The 16,883-nt window shown below is 59.3% G+C and carries 14 protein-coding genes; 9 read left to right on the top strand and 5 right to left on the bottom strand.

Translation table 11 applies throughout. The features are described 5' to 3' along the window. The first annotated feature begins 219 nt into the window (after window positions 1-219). From C8D72_RS16220 to C8D72_RS16230, 3 genes are all read left to right on the top strand, one after another. A complete protein-coding gene (locus tag C8D72_RS16220) occupies window positions 220-3,063 on the top strand; it encodes a valine--tRNA ligase (RefSeq protein ID WP_115855503.1) in 2,844 nt (947 codons plus the stop codon). A 179-nt stretch (window positions 3,064-3,242) separates the two neighbouring features. After that, the gene (locus tag C8D72_RS16225; protein WP_115855504.1) at window positions 3,243-3,974 is read left to right on the top strand and encodes a phosphatase PAP2 family protein; all 732 of its coding nucleotides are present in this window, start codon (window positions 3,243-3,245) and stop codon (window positions 3,972-3,974) included. Window positions 3,975-4,005: 31 nt separating this feature from the next. Continuing rightward, complete coding sequence (locus tag C8D72_RS16230; RefSeq protein ID WP_115855505.1) at window positions 4,006-4,713, top strand: phosphatase PAP2 family protein; 708 nt, start codon at window positions 4,006-4,008, stop codon at window positions 4,711-4,713. Between the two features lie 79 nt (window positions 4,714-4,792). Here the strand turns inward: C8D72_RS16230 and gloA are convergent, their stop codons facing one another. After that, a complete protein-coding gene (gene gloA / locus C8D72_RS16235; protein WP_115855506.1) occupies window positions 4,793-5,236 on the bottom strand; it encodes a lactoylglutathione lyase in 444 nt (147 codons plus the stop codon). A gap of 156 nt (window positions 5,237-5,392) precedes the next feature. Between gloA and C8D72_RS16240 the strand changes: the two genes are divergently transcribed. Further along, window positions 5,393-5,794 carry a DoxX family protein gene (locus C8D72_RS16240; RefSeq protein WP_115855507.1) on the top strand — a complete coding sequence of 134 codons (402 nt, stop codon included), beginning with the start codon at window positions 5,393-5,395 and terminating at the stop codon, window positions 5,792-5,794. Window positions 5,795-5,810: 16 nt separating this feature from the next. On the opposite strand, the gene C8D72_RS16245 is transcribed toward C8D72_RS16240, so the two are convergent. Further along, on the bottom strand, window positions 5,811-6,503 hold the full coding sequence (locus tag C8D72_RS16245) for a uracil-DNA glycosylase family protein (protein ID WP_115855508.1): 693 nt from the start codon (window positions 6,501-6,503) through the stop codon (window positions 5,811-5,813). Between the two features lie 129 nt (window positions 6,504-6,632). On the opposite strand from C8D72_RS16245, the gene C8D72_RS16250 reads away from it, so the two are divergent. Together C8D72_RS16250 and C8D72_RS16255 are read left to right on the top strand one after the other, a co-directional pair. Then, window positions 6,633-7,691, top strand: coding sequence for a metal-dependent hydrolase (locus tag C8D72_RS16250; protein WP_115855509.1), 1,059 nt, complete (start codon window positions 6,633-6,635; stop codon window positions 7,689-7,691). Between the two features lie 67 nt (window positions 7,692-7,758). After that, window positions 7,759-8,676: a LysR family transcriptional regulator gene (locus tag C8D72_RS16255; protein ID WP_115855510.1), complete on the top strand. Its 918-nt coding sequence runs from the start codon at window positions 7,759-7,761 to the stop codon at window positions 8,674-8,676. A gap of 6 nt (window positions 8,677-8,682) precedes the next feature. Here C8D72_RS16255 and C8D72_RS16260 read toward each other — a convergent pair whose 3' ends face one another. Next, window positions 8,683-10,389, bottom strand: coding sequence for an ATP-binding protein (locus C8D72_RS16260; RefSeq protein WP_115855511.1), 1,707 nt, complete (start codon window positions 10,387-10,389; stop codon window positions 8,683-8,685). A 75-nt stretch (window positions 10,390-10,464) separates the two neighbouring features. Continuing rightward, window positions 10,465-11,178, bottom strand: coding sequence for a winged helix-turn-helix domain-containing protein (locus C8D72_RS16265; RefSeq protein WP_115855512.1), 714 nt, complete (start codon window positions 11,176-11,178; stop codon window positions 10,465-10,467). Window positions 11,179-11,750: 572 nt separating this feature from the next. Between C8D72_RS16265 and C8D72_RS16270 the strand changes: the two genes are divergently transcribed. From C8D72_RS16270 to C8D72_RS17865, 3 genes are all read left to right on the top strand, one after another. After that, on the top strand, window positions 11,751-14,651 hold the full coding sequence (locus tag C8D72_RS16270; protein WP_115855513.1) for a ribonucleoside-diphosphate reductase subunit alpha: 2,901 nt from the start codon (window positions 11,751-11,753) through the stop codon (window positions 14,649-14,651). A gap of 98 nt (window positions 14,652-14,749) precedes the next feature. After that, on the top strand, window positions 14,750-15,856 hold the full coding sequence (locus tag C8D72_RS16275; protein ID WP_115855514.1) for a ribonucleotide-diphosphate reductase subunit beta: 1,107 nt from the start codon (window positions 14,750-14,752) through the stop codon (window positions 15,854-15,856). 198 nt (window positions 15,857-16,054) lie between these two features. Further along, the gene (locus C8D72_RS17865; RefSeq protein WP_425453302.1) at window positions 16,055-16,249 is read left to right on the top strand and encodes a YMGG-like glycine zipper-containing protein; all 195 of its coding nucleotides are present in this window, start codon (window positions 16,055-16,057) and stop codon (window positions 16,247-16,249) included. A 91-nt stretch (window positions 16,250-16,340) separates the two neighbouring features. Here C8D72_RS17865 and C8D72_RS16285 read toward each other — a convergent pair whose 3' ends face one another. Continuing rightward, window positions 16,341-16,592, bottom strand: coding sequence for a lipoprotein (locus tag C8D72_RS16285; RefSeq protein ID WP_211308877.1), 252 nt, complete (start codon window positions 16,590-16,592; stop codon window positions 16,341-16,343). Between the last annotated feature and the right edge of the window lie 291 nt (window positions 16,593-16,883).

Below are 16,883 nucleotides of genomic sequence, written 5' to 3' on the forward strand. Positions count from 1 at the left end.
CAAAAAAGAAGCGATCTCACCGGGCCCATCCAGCATTCCATGCTTTTTAGACTTTAGTATTAACCGGTCGCACTCTATCGGCAGCGGCCCTCAATTCTTTAGCGCGCCCATACCATGACGACAGCCCCCCCGCGGCGCTATAATTGGCGCCATTTTTCGCAGACTCGCGCGGGCACTGGATCCGCGCGAGCACTTCACAGTTTCAAACCGAGCCGGTCCATGGAAAAAACCTATCAGCCTGAGTCGATCGAACGCGCCTGGTATCAGCACTGGGAATCACAGGGACATTTTGCGCCCTCCGGTCAGGGCACGCCCTACGCCATCATGATCCCGCCGCCCAATGTGACCGGCAGTCTGCACATGGGCCATGCCTTTCAGGACACGCTGATGGATACCCTGATCCGCTATCAGCGCATGAAGGGACACAACACGCTGTGGCAGATCGGCACCGACCACGCCGGTATCGCCACGCAGATGCTGGTCGAGCGCAAGCTGCAGCACGAGACCGGTCAGTCCCGCCACGATCTGGGCCGCGAGGCGTTCATCGACAAGGTCTGGGAGTGGAAAAACGAGTCCGGCGGTCATATCACCCGCCAGCTTCGGCGCATGGGCACCAGCGTTGACTGGAGCCGCGAGCGCTTCACCATGGATGAGGGTTTCTCCAACGCCGTGCGCGAGGCCTTTGTCCGTCTGCATGACGAAGGGCTGATCTATCGCGGCAAGCGGCTGGTCAACTGGGACCCGACGCTGGGCACGGCGATCTCGGATCTGGAAGTGGAAAACCGCGATCAGCAGGGCCAGTTCTGGCACTTCCGTTATCCGTTGGCCGATGGCGTCACCACAAGCGAAGGGCTGGATCACCTGGTGGTCGCCACCACCCGTCCGGAAACACTGCTGGGCGATACCTGCGTGGCGGTCAACCCGGCGGATGAGCGCTACGCCTCGCTGGTCGGCAAGTTTGTCACCCTGCCGCTGGTGGGCCGTCGTATTCCGGTGATTGCCGACGAGCACGCCGACATGGACAAGGGCTCGGGCTGTGTGAAGATCACCCCGGCGCACGATTTCAATGACTACGGTGTGGGTCGGCGTCATGACAGCGCGCTGATCAATGTCTTCACCCAAAGTGCCTGCATCCGGGACGCCGCCGAAGTCTTCAACATGGACGGCACCCCGCGTGATGACATCGACACCGCCCTGCCCGCGGCGTATCAGGGCCTGAACCGCTTTGAGGCGCGCGAGAAGATCGTGGCCGACATGGACGCGCAGGGGCTTCTGGAGAAGGTCGAGACCATCACCAACACCCTGCCCTATGGCGACCGTTCCGGTGATGTGATCGAACCGCTGCTGACCGATCAGTGGTTTGTCGCGGTCGAAACGCTGGCCAAACCTGCCATTGAGGCGGTGGAAAACGGCGATATCCGCTTTGTGCCCAAAAGCTACGAGAACATGTACTTCTCGTGGATGCGTGATCTGCAGGACTGGTGCATCTCCCGCCAGCTCTGGTGGGGCCATCGCATCCCGGCGTGGTATGACGAAAACGGGAAGTTTTATGTGGCACGCAGCGAGAAAGAGGCGCGCGAGAAGTACGCGCTCTCCCCTGACACGATCCTGACCCAGGATGATGACGTGCTGGACACCTGGTTCAGCTCGGGGCTCTGGACCTTCGGCACGCTGGGCTGGCCCGAACAGACGCCGGAACTGGAGACCTTCCACCCGACCAGCACGCTGGTGACGGGCTTTGACATCATCTTCTTCTGGGTCGCTCGGATGATCATGATGACGCTCAAGTTCACCGGTCAGGTGCCCTTTAAAACGGTGTATGTGCACGGTCTGGTGCGCGACGGCCAGGGGCAGAAGATGTCCAAGTCCAAGGGCAACGTGCTCGATCCGATCGATCTGATCGACGGCATTGATCTGGACACCCTGCTGGAAAAGCGTACCGGCGCCATGATGCAGCCGCAAAAGGCAAAGGCGATTGCGAAGGCCACGCGGGCGGAGTTCCCCGAGGGCATCGAATCCAACGGTACTGACGCGCTGCGCTATACCTTCCTGTCGCTGGCCAGCACCGGTCGGGACGTCAAGTTCGACTCGGGTCGTCTGGAAGGCTATCGCAACTTCTGCAACAAGCTCTGGAACGCTGCACGTTACGTGCTGATGAATACCGAGGGCGAGGACTGCGGCCCTGACGGCGAAGTGGCGCTGTCGCTGGCCGACCGCTGGATCATATCAAAGCTTCAGCAGGTCGAGACCCAGGTCACCAAGGCGCTGGAGGAGTTCCGCTTCGACCATGCCTCCCAGGCGCTGTATGACTTTGTCTGGAACGAGTACTGCGACTGGTATCTGGAGCTTTCCAAGCCGGTACTGTGGGACAGCGAGGCCACGCTTGAAGCGCGTCGCGGTACACGTCGAACGCTGGTGCGCGTACTCGAGACCATTCTGCGTCTGGCCCACCCGATGATGCCGTTCATTACCGAAGAGATCTGGCAGAAGGTATCTGTGCTGGCCGGGGTGGATATCGAGCATCAGGGCAGCTCCATCATGGTCCAGCCCTGGCCGCAGGCGGACGAATCGCGCATCGATGAGGCTGCCATTGCCGATATCGAATGGGTCAAGGCGGTCATCATCGCCATTCGTAACATCCGCGCCGAGCTCAACATCGCCCCCGGCAAGCCGCTGGACGTTCTGCTGACCCACGGCGAAGAGGCCGACCGCCAGCGCCTTGAGGACAATGCGCTGTTTTTAAGCAAGCTGGCACGGCTGGAAAGCGTGCGGTTTGTCGCCTTCGAAGAGGTGCCAGCCTCCAGCGTCCAGCGTGTCGGCGCCATGGAGGTCCATGTCCCCATGGCCGGCCATATCGATCGCGACGCCGAACTGGCCCGCATCGATCGCGACATCGACAAGCAGGACAAGCTCATCGGTGGCGTCGAGAAAAAGCTTGCCAATGAAAGCTTCATGAGCAAGGCGCCGGCCGCCGTGGTCGACAAGGAGCGAGGCAAGCTCGAACAGGCCCGCGCCACTCGTGAGACGCTCATGGCGCAGCGTCGCACCATCGAAACCCTGTAGCCCTTCCCCCTCAGACGTTGTTTTCTACAGCAGGCCTTCGGGCCTGCTGTTTTTGTGTCTATCTGTCGGACGCCCCGGACAATAGCTTCTCTTTTGTAAGGCGATTGAGAGGCGCGGCTTTTTATTAATGGAACATTAAATTACAATGAACACTGTTTTATAACCAGCCTGTGTTTGCCATGAACCTACGCCGAATCCTCTTCTACAACCTGCTGGGTGTGACGCTGGTCACTACCTGGTGGCTGCCCCAGTTTCTGGTCTGGTCCTCCGTGGATGACGCCATTTTCTGGTTCTTCAATCAGTTCATTACGGCTGATCACCCCACATGGACCAGCATCCTTGCCGGCCTCAATACACGCGCCTTCGACAAGGCGATGTTCGTATTGCTGGTGGTCATGCTTTATGCCGCGATGAAGCGGGACCCACAGGGCAGCTGGCTCAAGTGGGGCGTCATCGGGTTCGTGATGACCGCCACGGCCCTGGTCCTTCAGGACATCATCCACAACCTCATGACCTACAAGCACGCCAGCCCGACCGGAATGCTGGACAACGTCAACCTGCTCACCAATCTGACCAGTCTGCCGGCCAAGGACACTGCCTCCAGCAGTTTCCCCAGCGACCATGGACTGATGGCCATGATCTTTGCCGCCTTCATGTGGCACTTCGCCGATCGTCTGATCGCCTGGCTGGCCACGGCGCTGGTCGTCCTGGTCTGCGCGCCGCGCATCATGGTAGGCGCCCACTGGGTCAGCGACGTTTATGTTGGTGCCCTCTCCATCGCCCTGATTGCCCTGCCCTGGGTGCTGTGTACACCGCTGGCCTCGGCTGCCGTTAATAACCTGATACAGCTTTTCAAACGCCTGAGCGCCGCTCTTTCCCACCGACATACACATACGCGAGGCGATTCATGATCTCCGTGGCCTGCTTCAGGAAAACGATGTCATGCATCTAAAAAGGATTATCTACTGCAACCTGGCGGGGCTTGCCCTGTTCGCAAGCTGGCTGTGGTTTTCGGTCTGGTCACTGATCGACGACCGGCTCTTCTGGTTTTTCAACCAGTTCATTACCAGTGAGCATCCGGTCTGGACCCATTTTCTGGCCGTGGTCAACACCCGTTATTTCGATGCAGCGTCCTTTTTTGTGCTGCTGGCCATCTTTGCCTGGGCCATCTCGCTTGACCCTCGCGCCGGGCGTTTCTGGCGCTGGCTGGGCGTGGGCCTGACCATGCTGGTAGTGGCGGGGCTGCTGGCCGTGGCGACCAACAAGATGACCTATGGCCATCCAAGCCCGACGCTGACCTTTGACAACGTCGACTTCCTGACCGATGTCGTGTCCTTTGATACCAAGGATTCCGACAAGAACAGCTTTCCCGGCGATCACGGCCTGATGCTGATGGTCTTTACAGCCTTCATCCTGCGCTTTGGCGATCGCCGTCCGGCGATTGTGAGCGCCATCATGATCGCGGTGCTCAGTGCCCCGCGCGTCATGGCCGGTGCGCACTGGCTGCAGGATGTCTATATGGGGTCTCTGTCCATCGCGCTGGTGGTCCTGCCCTGGGTGCTCTGTACGCCGATCGCGCCGCGCTGCGTCGACGCCATGGAGCGTATGGCGCAGCGTCTGAATCTGCCCGGTGCCCGGCACGCACACTAGGCACCAGGAGGGTCACGCCGAAACGCAACAGGGGGCACCCAAACGGGTGACCCCTGTCATGTCCGGAGTCAGACAATACCTACCAGCTGCCGGTATTTTCCATCGATGCCCAGGGCTCCTGCTCCGATTTCGGATCACCCTTTTGCAGCAGCTCGATGGAGATACCGTCAGGCGACTTGACGAACGCCATGTGCCCATCGCGCGGCGGGCGGTTGATGGTCACGCCGTTGTCCATCAGGTGCTGGCAGGTGGCATAGATGTCATCGACACGGTAGGCCAGGTGACCGAAGTTGCGGGCACCAGTGGTCAGCTCCTCCGGATCCCAGTTCCAGGTCAGCTCCAGCTCGGGCGCCTGCTGCTCGCTGGAGGACGCCTCATCATCATTGGCCGCCAGAAAGATCAGGGTGAAGCGCCCCTTTTCGCTCTCCTTGCGGCGCACTTCCTTCATGCCCAGCAGGTCGCAATAAAACGTCAGGGACTGATCGATATCGGTGATACGCACCATGGTATGTAGATATTGCACGTGAAACTCCCGTTGGAGGTGGATCGTGACCTGCAGCGGTACAGGGCACTATTGTCCGGCGCCGCCGCAGCATCTGGTACATGTCTTCAAACGATGGCACTGTAATGCCGGCTCTCAAGGGCTTTTTCAAGTCGGGACCGGCATACGGGGAACATCATGTCATTTTTCAACAATGAGCATCTGGGCAAGCTGCTCCTTCGCATCGCACTGGGCGTCACGCTGTTGCTACACGGCATTGCCAAGATTGGCGCACCGGGCGTGGTGGACCACATTGGCGGGCGCCTTGAGCACTGGAGCCTGCCCGCACCGCTGGCCTTTGGTGTCTTTATCGGTGAACTGATCGCCCCGCTGATGATTCTGGCCGGCTGGCGCTGTCGTATCGGTGGCGCCCTGGCCGCTGTCAACATGCTGTTTGCCATCGTGCTGATGCGCCTGGGCGCAGTCTGGTCACTGAGCGAGACCGGCGGCTGGCACATCGAAACCGAAGTGCTGATGCTGGGCGCGGCGCTGGCCCTGCTGTTCTGCGGCAGCGGGCGCATGGCCATTCGCCCCGACTAGCCACAAGTGTTGATCATCAAAGCGTCAGATTGTCAGGCCTGACGTCCAGCTGCTCCAGACGCTGCGCCAACAGGCCCGGGAAACGGCTGTACCAGGTCTGATTCAGCGGCGATGGGTGAGGCAGCGGATAGAGCGTGAAGGTCTGCGTCTGTCCCTGGTCATCTTCCAGCGTGATATCAATGCTGCTTTCAAAACGGTCATCGCGTTTCCAGAACGCCTCAAGGCGATCGCGCTCGGCCTTCGGTTGATCGATGCCGAACCACAAAAAGGCTTCACGCCCCAGCGTGATCAGAGAACGCCCTTCCCAGCGCGATATCAGCAGCTCGTTCATCAGGGCATGGAAGTGACGCTTGATCTTCATCGACCACGCCTTGTTCCCCACCGGCTTGTAGGGCACTGTGTTGATCCAGAAAAAATGCTCGCCCACGGCACGTGATGCCTCGAAATCCGGCATCTTCTCGCCGTAGAGATGTTCGTGCAGCGCCTTTCTGACCAGCTGGCCGCCGGCACCGATAAAGGGTTCGCCGTAACGCACCTCATCGCGGCCGGGATCGCGGCCGAAAAAGCCGATGCGCAGGTTACGCTGACCCAGCCCGATGATAGGGTCCAGCGGATCACGCTCGAAGCGTTCATAAACCTCGACATCGATGCCGTCGGTCTCGGCGGCCAGTGCTCTGAACGCCTGCTGCTGACGCTGGGTCAGGGACATGTTGGCGACTCCTTGTTACTCTTTGATCTCCCGGCCCCTCTCTGGCCGTACCGATATCAGCTCTGGTACAAGCATAGCTGCCATGACCTGATGCGATATCCATCAAGAAACAGGAGTGACACAAAAACGATGGATTCCCTGACACAGGCCTGTCTGGGTGGCGCGCTGGGCGGCGCCGTACTGGGACGACGGCTGGGCCGCAAATCGATTGTGCTGGGTGCGGTGACCGCGACGCTGCCGGATCTGGACAGCTTCATCGATTTCGGCAGCGCCGTGGCCGAATACACCTATCACCGCAGCGTGTCGCACTCGGTGTTTGTCCTGTCAGCACTGGCCGGGCTTTTAACTCTTGTCTGTGCCCGCCTGCCGGCGACAAGAACCATCCCCACCGCGTCATGGTTCTGGTTCTGGTGGCTGTGTCTGGTGACACACCCGATTCTGGACGCCTTTACCACCTACGGAACCCAGCTGCTCTGGCCCATCGCCTCACCACCGGTGGCCTGGAAGACCATCTTCATCATCGATCCGCTCTACACCCTGCCCATGCTGATCGCCATTATCGTGGCGCTGATCAGGGGAGCACGGGGGCGGGCCGTCGTCATCGGGCTGGCCATTTCGACGGTATATCTGGGCTTTTCCGTTGCCGCCAAGGCCATGGTCATGGCCCAGGTTCAGCCGGAACTGGTGCAGCGCGGGCTGGATGACCGCCCGGTCATGGTCCAGCCCATGCCCCTGAACACGCTGGTCTGGCGCGTGACCGTCATCGACGATGACCGCCAGCTTGAAGCCCTGGTCAGCCTGTTTGATGAGCGCCACACGCTTGCCTTTGATAGCTTCAGCCGCCCCATGGCTGCCCATGACATGCTTGTCGACAGCTGGGGAGGCCAGCGCCTGGGCTGGTTTTCAGCACCGTTCTGGCGCAGCGAGGAACGCGATGACACCCTGGTCGTGACCGATCTGCGTATGGGACAGCCCGGCGGCTATTCCTTTGCCTTTGTCATCGGTGAGCGCGATGATAGCGGCCAGTGGCAATCCGTCACATCGCGCTCGGCAGAGACAGCCCGGCCTGACACCAGCCTGCTGCCGGCACTGTTAAAACGTATTACGCAGCCGGAGGCACTATGCCCGTCGGATTTTGGTGATCGTGACCGGCTGCTGCCGGACGCCGAGTGCCGTCCCCGGGAATAGGGTTACCGGCCGGGAACGTCAATTCCGATGATTCATCATTCAGACCAGCCATGAGAGAGAAGCTTTAATGATCGAGTTCCGGCACCTGCGCACCCTGCTGGCGCTGCGCGATACCGGGTCACTGGTCGAAGCCGCCGAGCGCGTGCATTTGACCCAGTCGGCGCTGTCTCATCAGCTCAAGGATCTGGAAGATCGACTGGGCTGTCCGCTGTTTTTGCGCAAGACACGGCCGGTGCAGTTCACGCGCGCCGGTCAGCGGCTGCTGGGACTGGCCGAACAGGTCCTGCCCCAGATTCGCAACGCCGAGCGCGATATTGCACGCATGGCCGGCGGTGAACAGGGCCGCCTGCACATGGCCATCGAATGCCACAGCTGCTTTCAATGGCTCATGCCCACCATCGATTATTTTCGTGACCACTGGCCCGAGGTGGAAGTGGATATCCCGGCCGGCCAGCATTTTGATCCGCTGCCGGCGCTGGCGCGCGAACAGCTTGATCTGGTCATCACGGCCGACCCACAGCCCCTGCCGCGCATTCACTATGAGCCGCTTTTCCGCTACGAAAGCCTGCTGGCCGTGGCCCGACAGCACGCGCTGGCCGACAAGCGTTATGTAATGCCGGAGGATCTGGTAGACCAGATCCTGATCACCTATCCGGTGGAACATTCCAAACTGGATGTCTTTACCCGGTTTCTCGAGCCCGCCGGTATGCATCCGCGCGAAACCCGTACGGCCGAGCTGACCATGATGATGATGCAGCTGGTGGCCAGCGAGCGCGGGGTCTGCGCCCTGCCCAACTGGGCGCTGACCGAATATCTGGAAAGGGATTACGTGCGGGCCTGCTCGCTGGGCAGGGAAGGCGTATGGGGGACGCTCTACGCTGCTGTCCGACTCGATCAGATGAGCCAGGTGTGGATGAGCGATTTCCTGCGCACGGCGCGCGAGACCTCCTTTGCCGTGCTCAACGGCATTCGCCCGGCCGGCTGAGCGGGTTCAGACGTACTCTTCTGTCACCTCATAGTGGCGCGGCAGGGAGAGGATGAACTGGGCGCCGCCCAGATCGGGGGCGGTGTCGATCGTAATGCGCCCGTGGTGCCACTGTACGATACGGGCCACGATGGCCAGTCCCAGGCCGTACCCACCGACACCGGACTGATGCCGGGTACGGCTATCGTCGATGCGGGCAAAGGGCTTGAAGATACGCTCACGCTCCTCCGCCGGAACGCCCGCGCCATCATCCTCGACGCTGAGATACACCATGCGCTCATCGCCCAGCAGGCGGACATGGACCCGGCTGCCGGCGTGGGTGCAGGCGTTGGACACCAGATTCTGCAGCGCGCGCTGTAAATAGCGCACATCGGCGTGCACGTGAAGGTCCTGACCGCCGGTCACCTCGAGGGTTAACTGCGGATGCAGCGGCGTCAGCGTCTCGACGACGCGATCGGCGATGTCACGCACTTCCAGACTGACCGGCTCCAGCGGCAACAGCCCGTCGGTGGCGCCATCCAGACGGGCATAGGTCAGGATTTCATCGATGAGTCGATCGATGGATTCGATGTCGTCATCCACCCCCTTCAGCAACCGCCTGATGCCGGGCGATTCGCTCATGTCATCGACCATCTGCAGCGCAAAGCGCACCCGTGCCACGGGGGTTCGAAACTCGTGCGACACCGCGCGCATCAGATCCTGCTGGGAAGAGAGCACCGCCTGCACCTGATCGGCCATGGTATTAAAGGCCAGGCCCAGCTGGGTGAGATACTCCCCTTCCTGAATGGTCACGCGAGCGTTGTAATCACCGGCCGTAAAGCTTGCCGTGGTCTGCTCAAGCCGGGTCAGGCGCTTCTCTACGCTGCGCATGATGAGATAGATCGCCGTGCCCAGCATGGTCAGCATCAGTCCCATGACCATGGCGATGGTGACAACAGGCAGCGATTGGAAGGGCGACAGCGGCCCGACCATGATCCAGCGGCCACCCGAGAACTGGGCGTAAAAGCCAAGGCTTGAGCGCTCGGCGACCACGTTGATCACGACATGACCGGCGTTGAGCTGGGTCAGCTGGCTGTTGGAGAGCCCCGGCGGCGTCCCGCTGCCCATGCCCATGGGCAGGGAGATCCGGCTGCGCAGCTCCTGAAAACGGGCTTCGCGCTCGTCATCCGGTGAGAGCTCCAGCCACTGGCGCAGCAGGGAGACCAGCTGCAGGGGCTGCTGCTCGGAAAGACCGGTAAAGTGCGCGACCAGAATGGAATCGTCCTCGCCTGGCAGACGCTGGTAGAGCTGCCAGCCGATTTCGCCCTGAGCCTGGCGGGCAAGCACATCGCCACGCGCCAGTCGACGGCGATCCATGAAGCCAAGCATCAGCGTTTCGGAATCCGACAGTGCCAGGCGAATGCCCAGCTCATCCTCGTAGGCGCTCAGCCATGCATCGCGGGAGCTTTCCGGCTGACCGGCGACCAGGGACGTCAAAAGCGCCATCGGGGCACTTGCCAGGCGCTGACGATAGTGATCCTCACGCCAGTCATCGATCAACCATGACGCGACCACGCCCACCCAGAAGATGGTCATGAGCGAGAGAAACAGGGTCAGATAGAGGCGGCGAAAACCACCATGAGCGGACAGAGGTCTGTGAGGCGGAGGCTCCAGACCATCCGATCCGCCGGAGCGGGCGTGCCATGAGGCCAGAGAGGGGAATCTTGACGGCATCGTCTATCCTTTACACACGGTTCTGTACAGTAGACGAAGCCGCCCTTCACGAAACGAGGTCAGATTACTGCCGGCTCAAACCTCTCGAACGAACAGATATCCCTTGCTGCGTACGGTCTTGATGCGCTGCGGCTGGTGCGGATCGTCACCGATCTTGGGTCGAATGCGTGACACACGCACGTCTATCGAACGATCCTGACCATCATAACGAATACCACGCAGCGCCGAGAATATCTCTTCGCGGGTCAGTACCCGACCGGCATGCGAGGCCAGCAGCCAGAGCAGATCAAACTCGGCGCTGGTCAGATCGATGCGCTCGCCGTTGAGCCAGGCTTCCCTGGTCGAGGAATCCACCACCAGATCGCGAAACTCGAGACGGGTTTCTTCCTGCTCGGCGGTCTCCGTACCGTCGGCACGGCGCAACAGCGCTCGCATGCGCGCCAGCAGCACGCGCGGCGGTACCGGCTTGGGAACGTAATCATCGGCCCCCATTTCGAGGCCCAGCACCTGATCCATGTCATCGGTACGGGCGGTCAGCATCAAAATGGGGCCAGGATACTGGTGACGTACGCGGCGACAGATGGACAGGCCATCCTCACCCGGCAGCATCAGGTCAAGAATGACCAGGTCCGGTCGCAGGGAGAGAATACGCTCAACGCCGTTGGCACCGTCGTGTTCAACGCTGACCCTGAAACCGTTGCCTTCAAGATACTCACGCGTCAACGCGGCCAGTCGTTCATCATCTTCGATGATAAGAATGTGTTCGTTGGCGGTTGTAATGTTATCCAAGGCTCGTCCGTCCGATCATTGATAAAGAAGCTTCCGTGCCGTCACCGGTATACTGCGCGGGCAGCGCCCGGACACGCGGCAGGCAGACAGCGATAAATGTGACCTTTAAATCCAACGGTCGTTCAACTTTGGCAACATTGTGCCACTGTTACACGAACGTGCCCATACAGAAGGGATGTATTTGCATACGATTCGCATCATCAGGATCTGATCGGCATGAATTTTATTTGCCCCATCCAAGCATGAGCTGAAATATTCGCGACAAAAAATCGCAGGTGTTGGTTCATTTTTGCTCGCTGCAGTGAATACCGGGCTTGCGGCAAGGTAAGCACAAGTTGTCCACAGACCTCTCCCCGTTTTTAATACCCTTTTGGCTATTGAGCCGTCCCGGCAGACACACTATATTGTGTCTACTTTATCAAAAGGCACACCATGTAGTGTTTTGAAGCAAAAACGCCTGGTGGCTGTCAATACCCTTCGATTCAATTTTTCGACCCTGTTGCTGTCTGTTTTTCCATTCAGGAATGAACAGACATGGCACGGTTTTGACCTTACGGCAGGAAGGTAACGTTATGGAAACCTCGCATACAGAGCGTGATACCTCATCAACCCTTGATGATGCTCACACGCGCCAGACCAATCATCAGTTGCGTGTCATCAAGCGTACCGGTGATACCGCCACCTTTGATGCGAGCAAGATCTCCGTGGCCATGAGCAAGGCCTTTCTCGCCGTGGAAGGTGACAATGCCGCCGGCTCCTCGCGCATTCGTGAGCAGGTCGAGCAGCTGACCGAATCCATCATGGACACCTTTGCGCGTCGCATGCCGGAAGGCGGCACTCTTCATATCGAGGACATCCAGGACCAGGTCGAGCTGGCCCTGATGCGCTCGGGCGAACACAAGGTGGCTCGTGCCTATGTGCTGTACCGCGAAGAGCATGCTCGTGCCCGCGCCGCACAGCATCAGGGGATCGAAAAGCCCCACCCCACCATCAACGTGACCCAGCCCGATGGCAGCCGCCGGCCGCTGGACCTGGCGCGCATCGAGACACTGGTTAACGAAGCCTGCGCGGATCTTGAAAACGTTGAAGCGCGTCGCATCGTGGATGAGTCGCTGCGCAATCTCTACGACGGCGTAACGCCTGAAGGCGTGGCCACGGCGCTGATGATGACCGCGCGCATGCTGGTCGAGAAGGAGCCCAACTATACCTTCGTCACCGCCCGCCTTTTGCAGGACAATCTGCGTCGCGAAGCCCTCTCCTTTCTTGAAGTTGCCGAAGAAGCCACCTTTGGTGACATGGCCACGCTCTACAAGCCGGCCTTCCAGAGCTACATCAAGCGCGGTATCGAATTCGAGCAGCTCGACCCGGTACTGGCCGAGTTCGATCTCGACCGCCTGGGCAACGCCCTGAGCCATGAGCGTGACAATCAGTTCACCTATCTGGGTCTGCAGACGCTTTACGACCGTTACTTCCTGCACCGTGACGGCGTTCGTTACGAGCTGCCGCAGGTCATGTTCATGCGTGTGGCCATGGGGCTTTCGCTCAATGAACAGGACCGCGAAGCGCGTGCCATCGAGTTCTACGAGCTGCTGTCGAGCTTTGACTATATGACCTCGACACCCACGCTGTTCAACGCCGGTACCGTGCGCAGCCAGCTGTCTTCGTGCTACCTGACGACCGTGCCGGATAACCTTGAAGGCATCTACGGCGCCATCCGCGACAACGCCATGCTCTCCAAGTGGGCCGGCGGTCTGGGCAACGACTGGACGCCGGTTCGGGCGCTGGGCTCCTATATCAAGGGCACCAACGGCAAGTCGCAGGGCGTTGTGCCCTTCCTCAAGGTCGTCAACGACACGGCCGTGGCAGTTAACCAGGGCGGCAAGCGCAAGGGCGCGGTCTGCTCGTACCTGGAAACCTGGCACATGGACGTCGAGGAGTTCCTCGAGCTTCGCAAGAACACCGGTGATGATCGCCGCCGGACGCATGACATGAACACGGCCAACTGGGTGCCGGATCTGTTCATGAAGCGCGTCAGCGAAGAGAAGGAGTGGACGCTGTTCTCACCGGCGACCTGCCCTGACCTGCACGACCTTTATGGCGCGGCCTTTGAAAAGCGTTATGAAGAGTACGAGGCGATGACGCATACCGGCGAGATCACGCTGTTCAAGCGTGTGCAGGCCAAGGATCTGTGGCGCAAGATGCTGTCGATGCTGTTTGAAACAGGCCACCCCTGGATCACCTTCAAGGATCCCTGCAACCTGCGCAGCCCGCAGCGTCATGCCGGTGTCGTGCACTCCTCCAACCTGTGCACCGAGATCACGCTCAACACCAGCGCCGACGAGATCGCCGTGTGCAACCTGGGCTCGATCAATCTGGCCGCGCACGTGGTCAACGGCCAGCTGGACAGCGAAAAGCTCAAGCGCTCGGTCAAGACCGCCGTACGCATGCTCGATAATGTCATCGACATCAACTATTACGCCGTGCCGCAGGCCAAACGCTCCAACTTCCGTCATCGCCCGGTCGGGCTGGGTCTGATGGGCTTTCAGGACGCGCTGTACAAGCATGGCATCGCTTACGCCTCCGATGACGCGGTGACCTTTGCCGATCACTCCATGGAGCTGATCAGCTATCACGCCATCGAAGCGTCCAGCGATCTGGCCGCCGAACGCGGCCGCTATGAGTCCTATGAAGGCTCCCTCTGGAGCCAGGGCGTTCTGCCCATCGACTCGATTCGCGATTTGCAGCGTGAGCGTGGCGAACAGTATGTGCAGATGGATACGTCCACCACTCAGGACTGGGATCGCGTTCGTGACAAGGTACGTCGTCAGGGCATGCGTAATTCTAACGTCATGGCGATTGCCCCTACTGCGACCATCTCCAATATCTGTGGCGTGACGCAGTCGATCGAGCCGACGTATCAGAACCTGTATGTGAAGTCGAACCTGTCGGGCGAGTTCACCGTGGTCAACTCGCACATGGTGCATGCGCTCAAGGAGCGCGGCCTGTGGGACGAGGTGATGATCAATGACCTCAAGTACTACGATGGTTCGCTCCAGCCGATCGACCGCATTCCGGAAGATCTCAAGCAGCGCTATGCCACGGCGTTTGAAATCGAGCCGCGCTGGATTGTCGAGGCCGCCTCGCGTCGTCAGAAGTGGATTGATCAGGCGCAGTCGCTGAACCTTTATATCAGCGGTGTTTCCGGTCGCAAGCTGGACACCACCTATCGCATGGCGTGGCAGCTGGGCCTGAAAACAACCTACTACCTCCGTGCGCAGGCCTCCACTCGCCTTGAGAAATCAACCCTCAAGGGCACCGATGGCAAGCTCAACGGCGTCAGTCCCAACGCACCGACGCCACAGCCGGCACCCGCTCCGTCGCCGGAGGCCTCGCAGGCAACTCAGCAGCCGCTGGGCTCGGCACCGCCGCTGGCCTGCTCACTCGATGATCCGGATTGCGAAGCCTGCCAGTAATTCGATAGTCACGACGGTGGTCTATAGAGACCACCGTCTACCGTATTCAAGGCCATCCTCGATGTTTATAACCTCAGATGATGGCGAGGGAGACAACGATGCAAGAGACAAATCTGTTTACCGACGACAACGACCAGGTCGATACCAGCGGTCTGGGTGAAATTCAGGTCGGCGCATCACGCATTGATGCCAGCGAAAAGGCCATGATCAATGCTCAGAGCGACGTCAATCAGCTGCTGCCGCTGAAATACAGCTGGGCGTGGGAAAAGTATCTTTCCGGCTGTAATAATCACTGGATGCCGACCGAAGTCTCCATGCAGGGCGATATCGCCACATGGCGAGCGCCGGTGAACAGCTCGGAGGGGCTGACCGAGGACGAAGTGCTGATGCTCAAGCGTAACCTCGGTTTTTTTGCCACCGCCGAGTCGCTGGTCGCCAACAACATCGTGCTGGCCGTCTATCGCAACATTACCAACCCGGAATGCCGCCAGTACCTGCTGCGCCAGGCCTTTGAAGAAGCCATCCATACTCACACCTTCCAGTACATTTGCACGTCGCTGGGGCTGGATGAGGGTGAGCTCTTCAACATGTATCGGGAAATTCCTTCGATTACCGACAAGGATACCTGGGCGCTCAAGTACACCCAGGCGCTGGAAGATCCGAGCTTCACGACCGGCACCGTCGAGCGCGACAAGGCCTTTTTGCGTGCGCTGGTGGCCTTCTATGTCGTATTTGAAGGCATGTGGTTCTACACCGGTTTCGCTCAGATCCTGGCACTGGGTCGTCGCAACAAGATGGTGGGGATCGCCGAGCAGTATCAGTACATTCTGCGCGATGAATCCATCCACCTGAACTTCGGCATCGACTGCATCAACCAGATCAAGATCGAAAATCCTCATCTGTGGGACGAGGCCTTTCAGCAGGAAGTACGCGGTATGCTGATGGAAGCCTACCAGCTGGAAGTGGCCTACGGTCGTGAAACCATGCCGCGCGGTATTCTCGGCCTGAACGCCGAGCTTACCGAGCAGTACATGCAGTTCATCACCAATCGCCGCAGTGAACAGATCGGTCTGGGTCTGCTCTTTGATGACGTGGAAAACCCCTTCCCCTGGATGTCAGAGCTGATCGATCTGCCCAAGGAGAAGAACTTCTTTGAGACACGGGTGACCGAGTATCAGACCGGTGGCGCACTGTCCTGGGATTAATGACACACGACGATCCCGGATCCTGAGAAGGATTCAGAAAGGCCTCGCTAATGCGAGGCTTTTTTTATAAACAGTAAAGACAATATTATTATTAATACCTGAAGGCTTAATATTGCGTAAGGATGGCCAACAATAGAAAGGTTCAGCTATCTTTTCCAGAAGACTGACAAGGAGATATGTATGCACAAGGGCATTTTGATGATAACAACCGTGGCAGCACTAGCCTTTTTGACAGCCTGCAGCAGCCCAACCGGGCGTAGCGCGGCTCAGGGTGCCGGCATTGGTGGCGCGACAGGTGCTGCTGCTGGTGCCGTAACGGGCGGAAGCGCGGGTACTGGTGCCATCATCGGTGGCGCTGCAGGAGCAGCAGCAGGTGCAGCCAGCGAGCAGTAACAGCGACTCACGTCATGAACCTACAAGAAAAAAGCCTCCTGACGATGGTCAGGAGGCTTTTTTACTTCTCTACCCTACCGATCAGAATAGATCAGTTGCTGTGCTCGTCAGCGCTGTCGCTGATGGAGTCGCCAGCATCTTCCATGGCTTCACCCGTGGAGTCAGCAGCATCGCTTGCAGCATCGCCGACGGAGTCAGCCGCATCATTTGCGGAATCGCCAGCGTCATCGGCTGCATTATCCATTTGTGCACCGGTCTCTTCGGCAGGACCATCATCGTTGTCACAACCAGCCACCGCAAATGTCATCATTGCAGCCAGCAAAATACCCAGTGTCTTTTTCATCATCAGCTCTCCCTTGCCTGCTGCCTTCATTGAATCAACGATATGCTCACCACCTTGAGCACTACCTGTCCATTGTGGTGCAAAAGTCAGTTGAATACCAAATCTCTTTATTCAGGAAGAGATTGATTTTCCCACACAATATTCGATCTGCGAGTGATACCAAAGTGGCGACACCGGGCGCGGTTTATCCCGCGCCCATAAAAGAACCCCGGTCCTGTTAAGGACCGGGGTTCGGAAGGGGTGCCTGACGATGACCTACTCTCACATGGGGAGACCCCACACTACCATCGG

The sequence above is a fragment of the Kushneria indalinina DSM 14324 genome (assembly GCF_003385845.1).
GTDB lineage: Bacteria > Pseudomonadota > Gammaproteobacteria > Pseudomonadales > Halomonadaceae > Kushneria > Kushneria indalinina.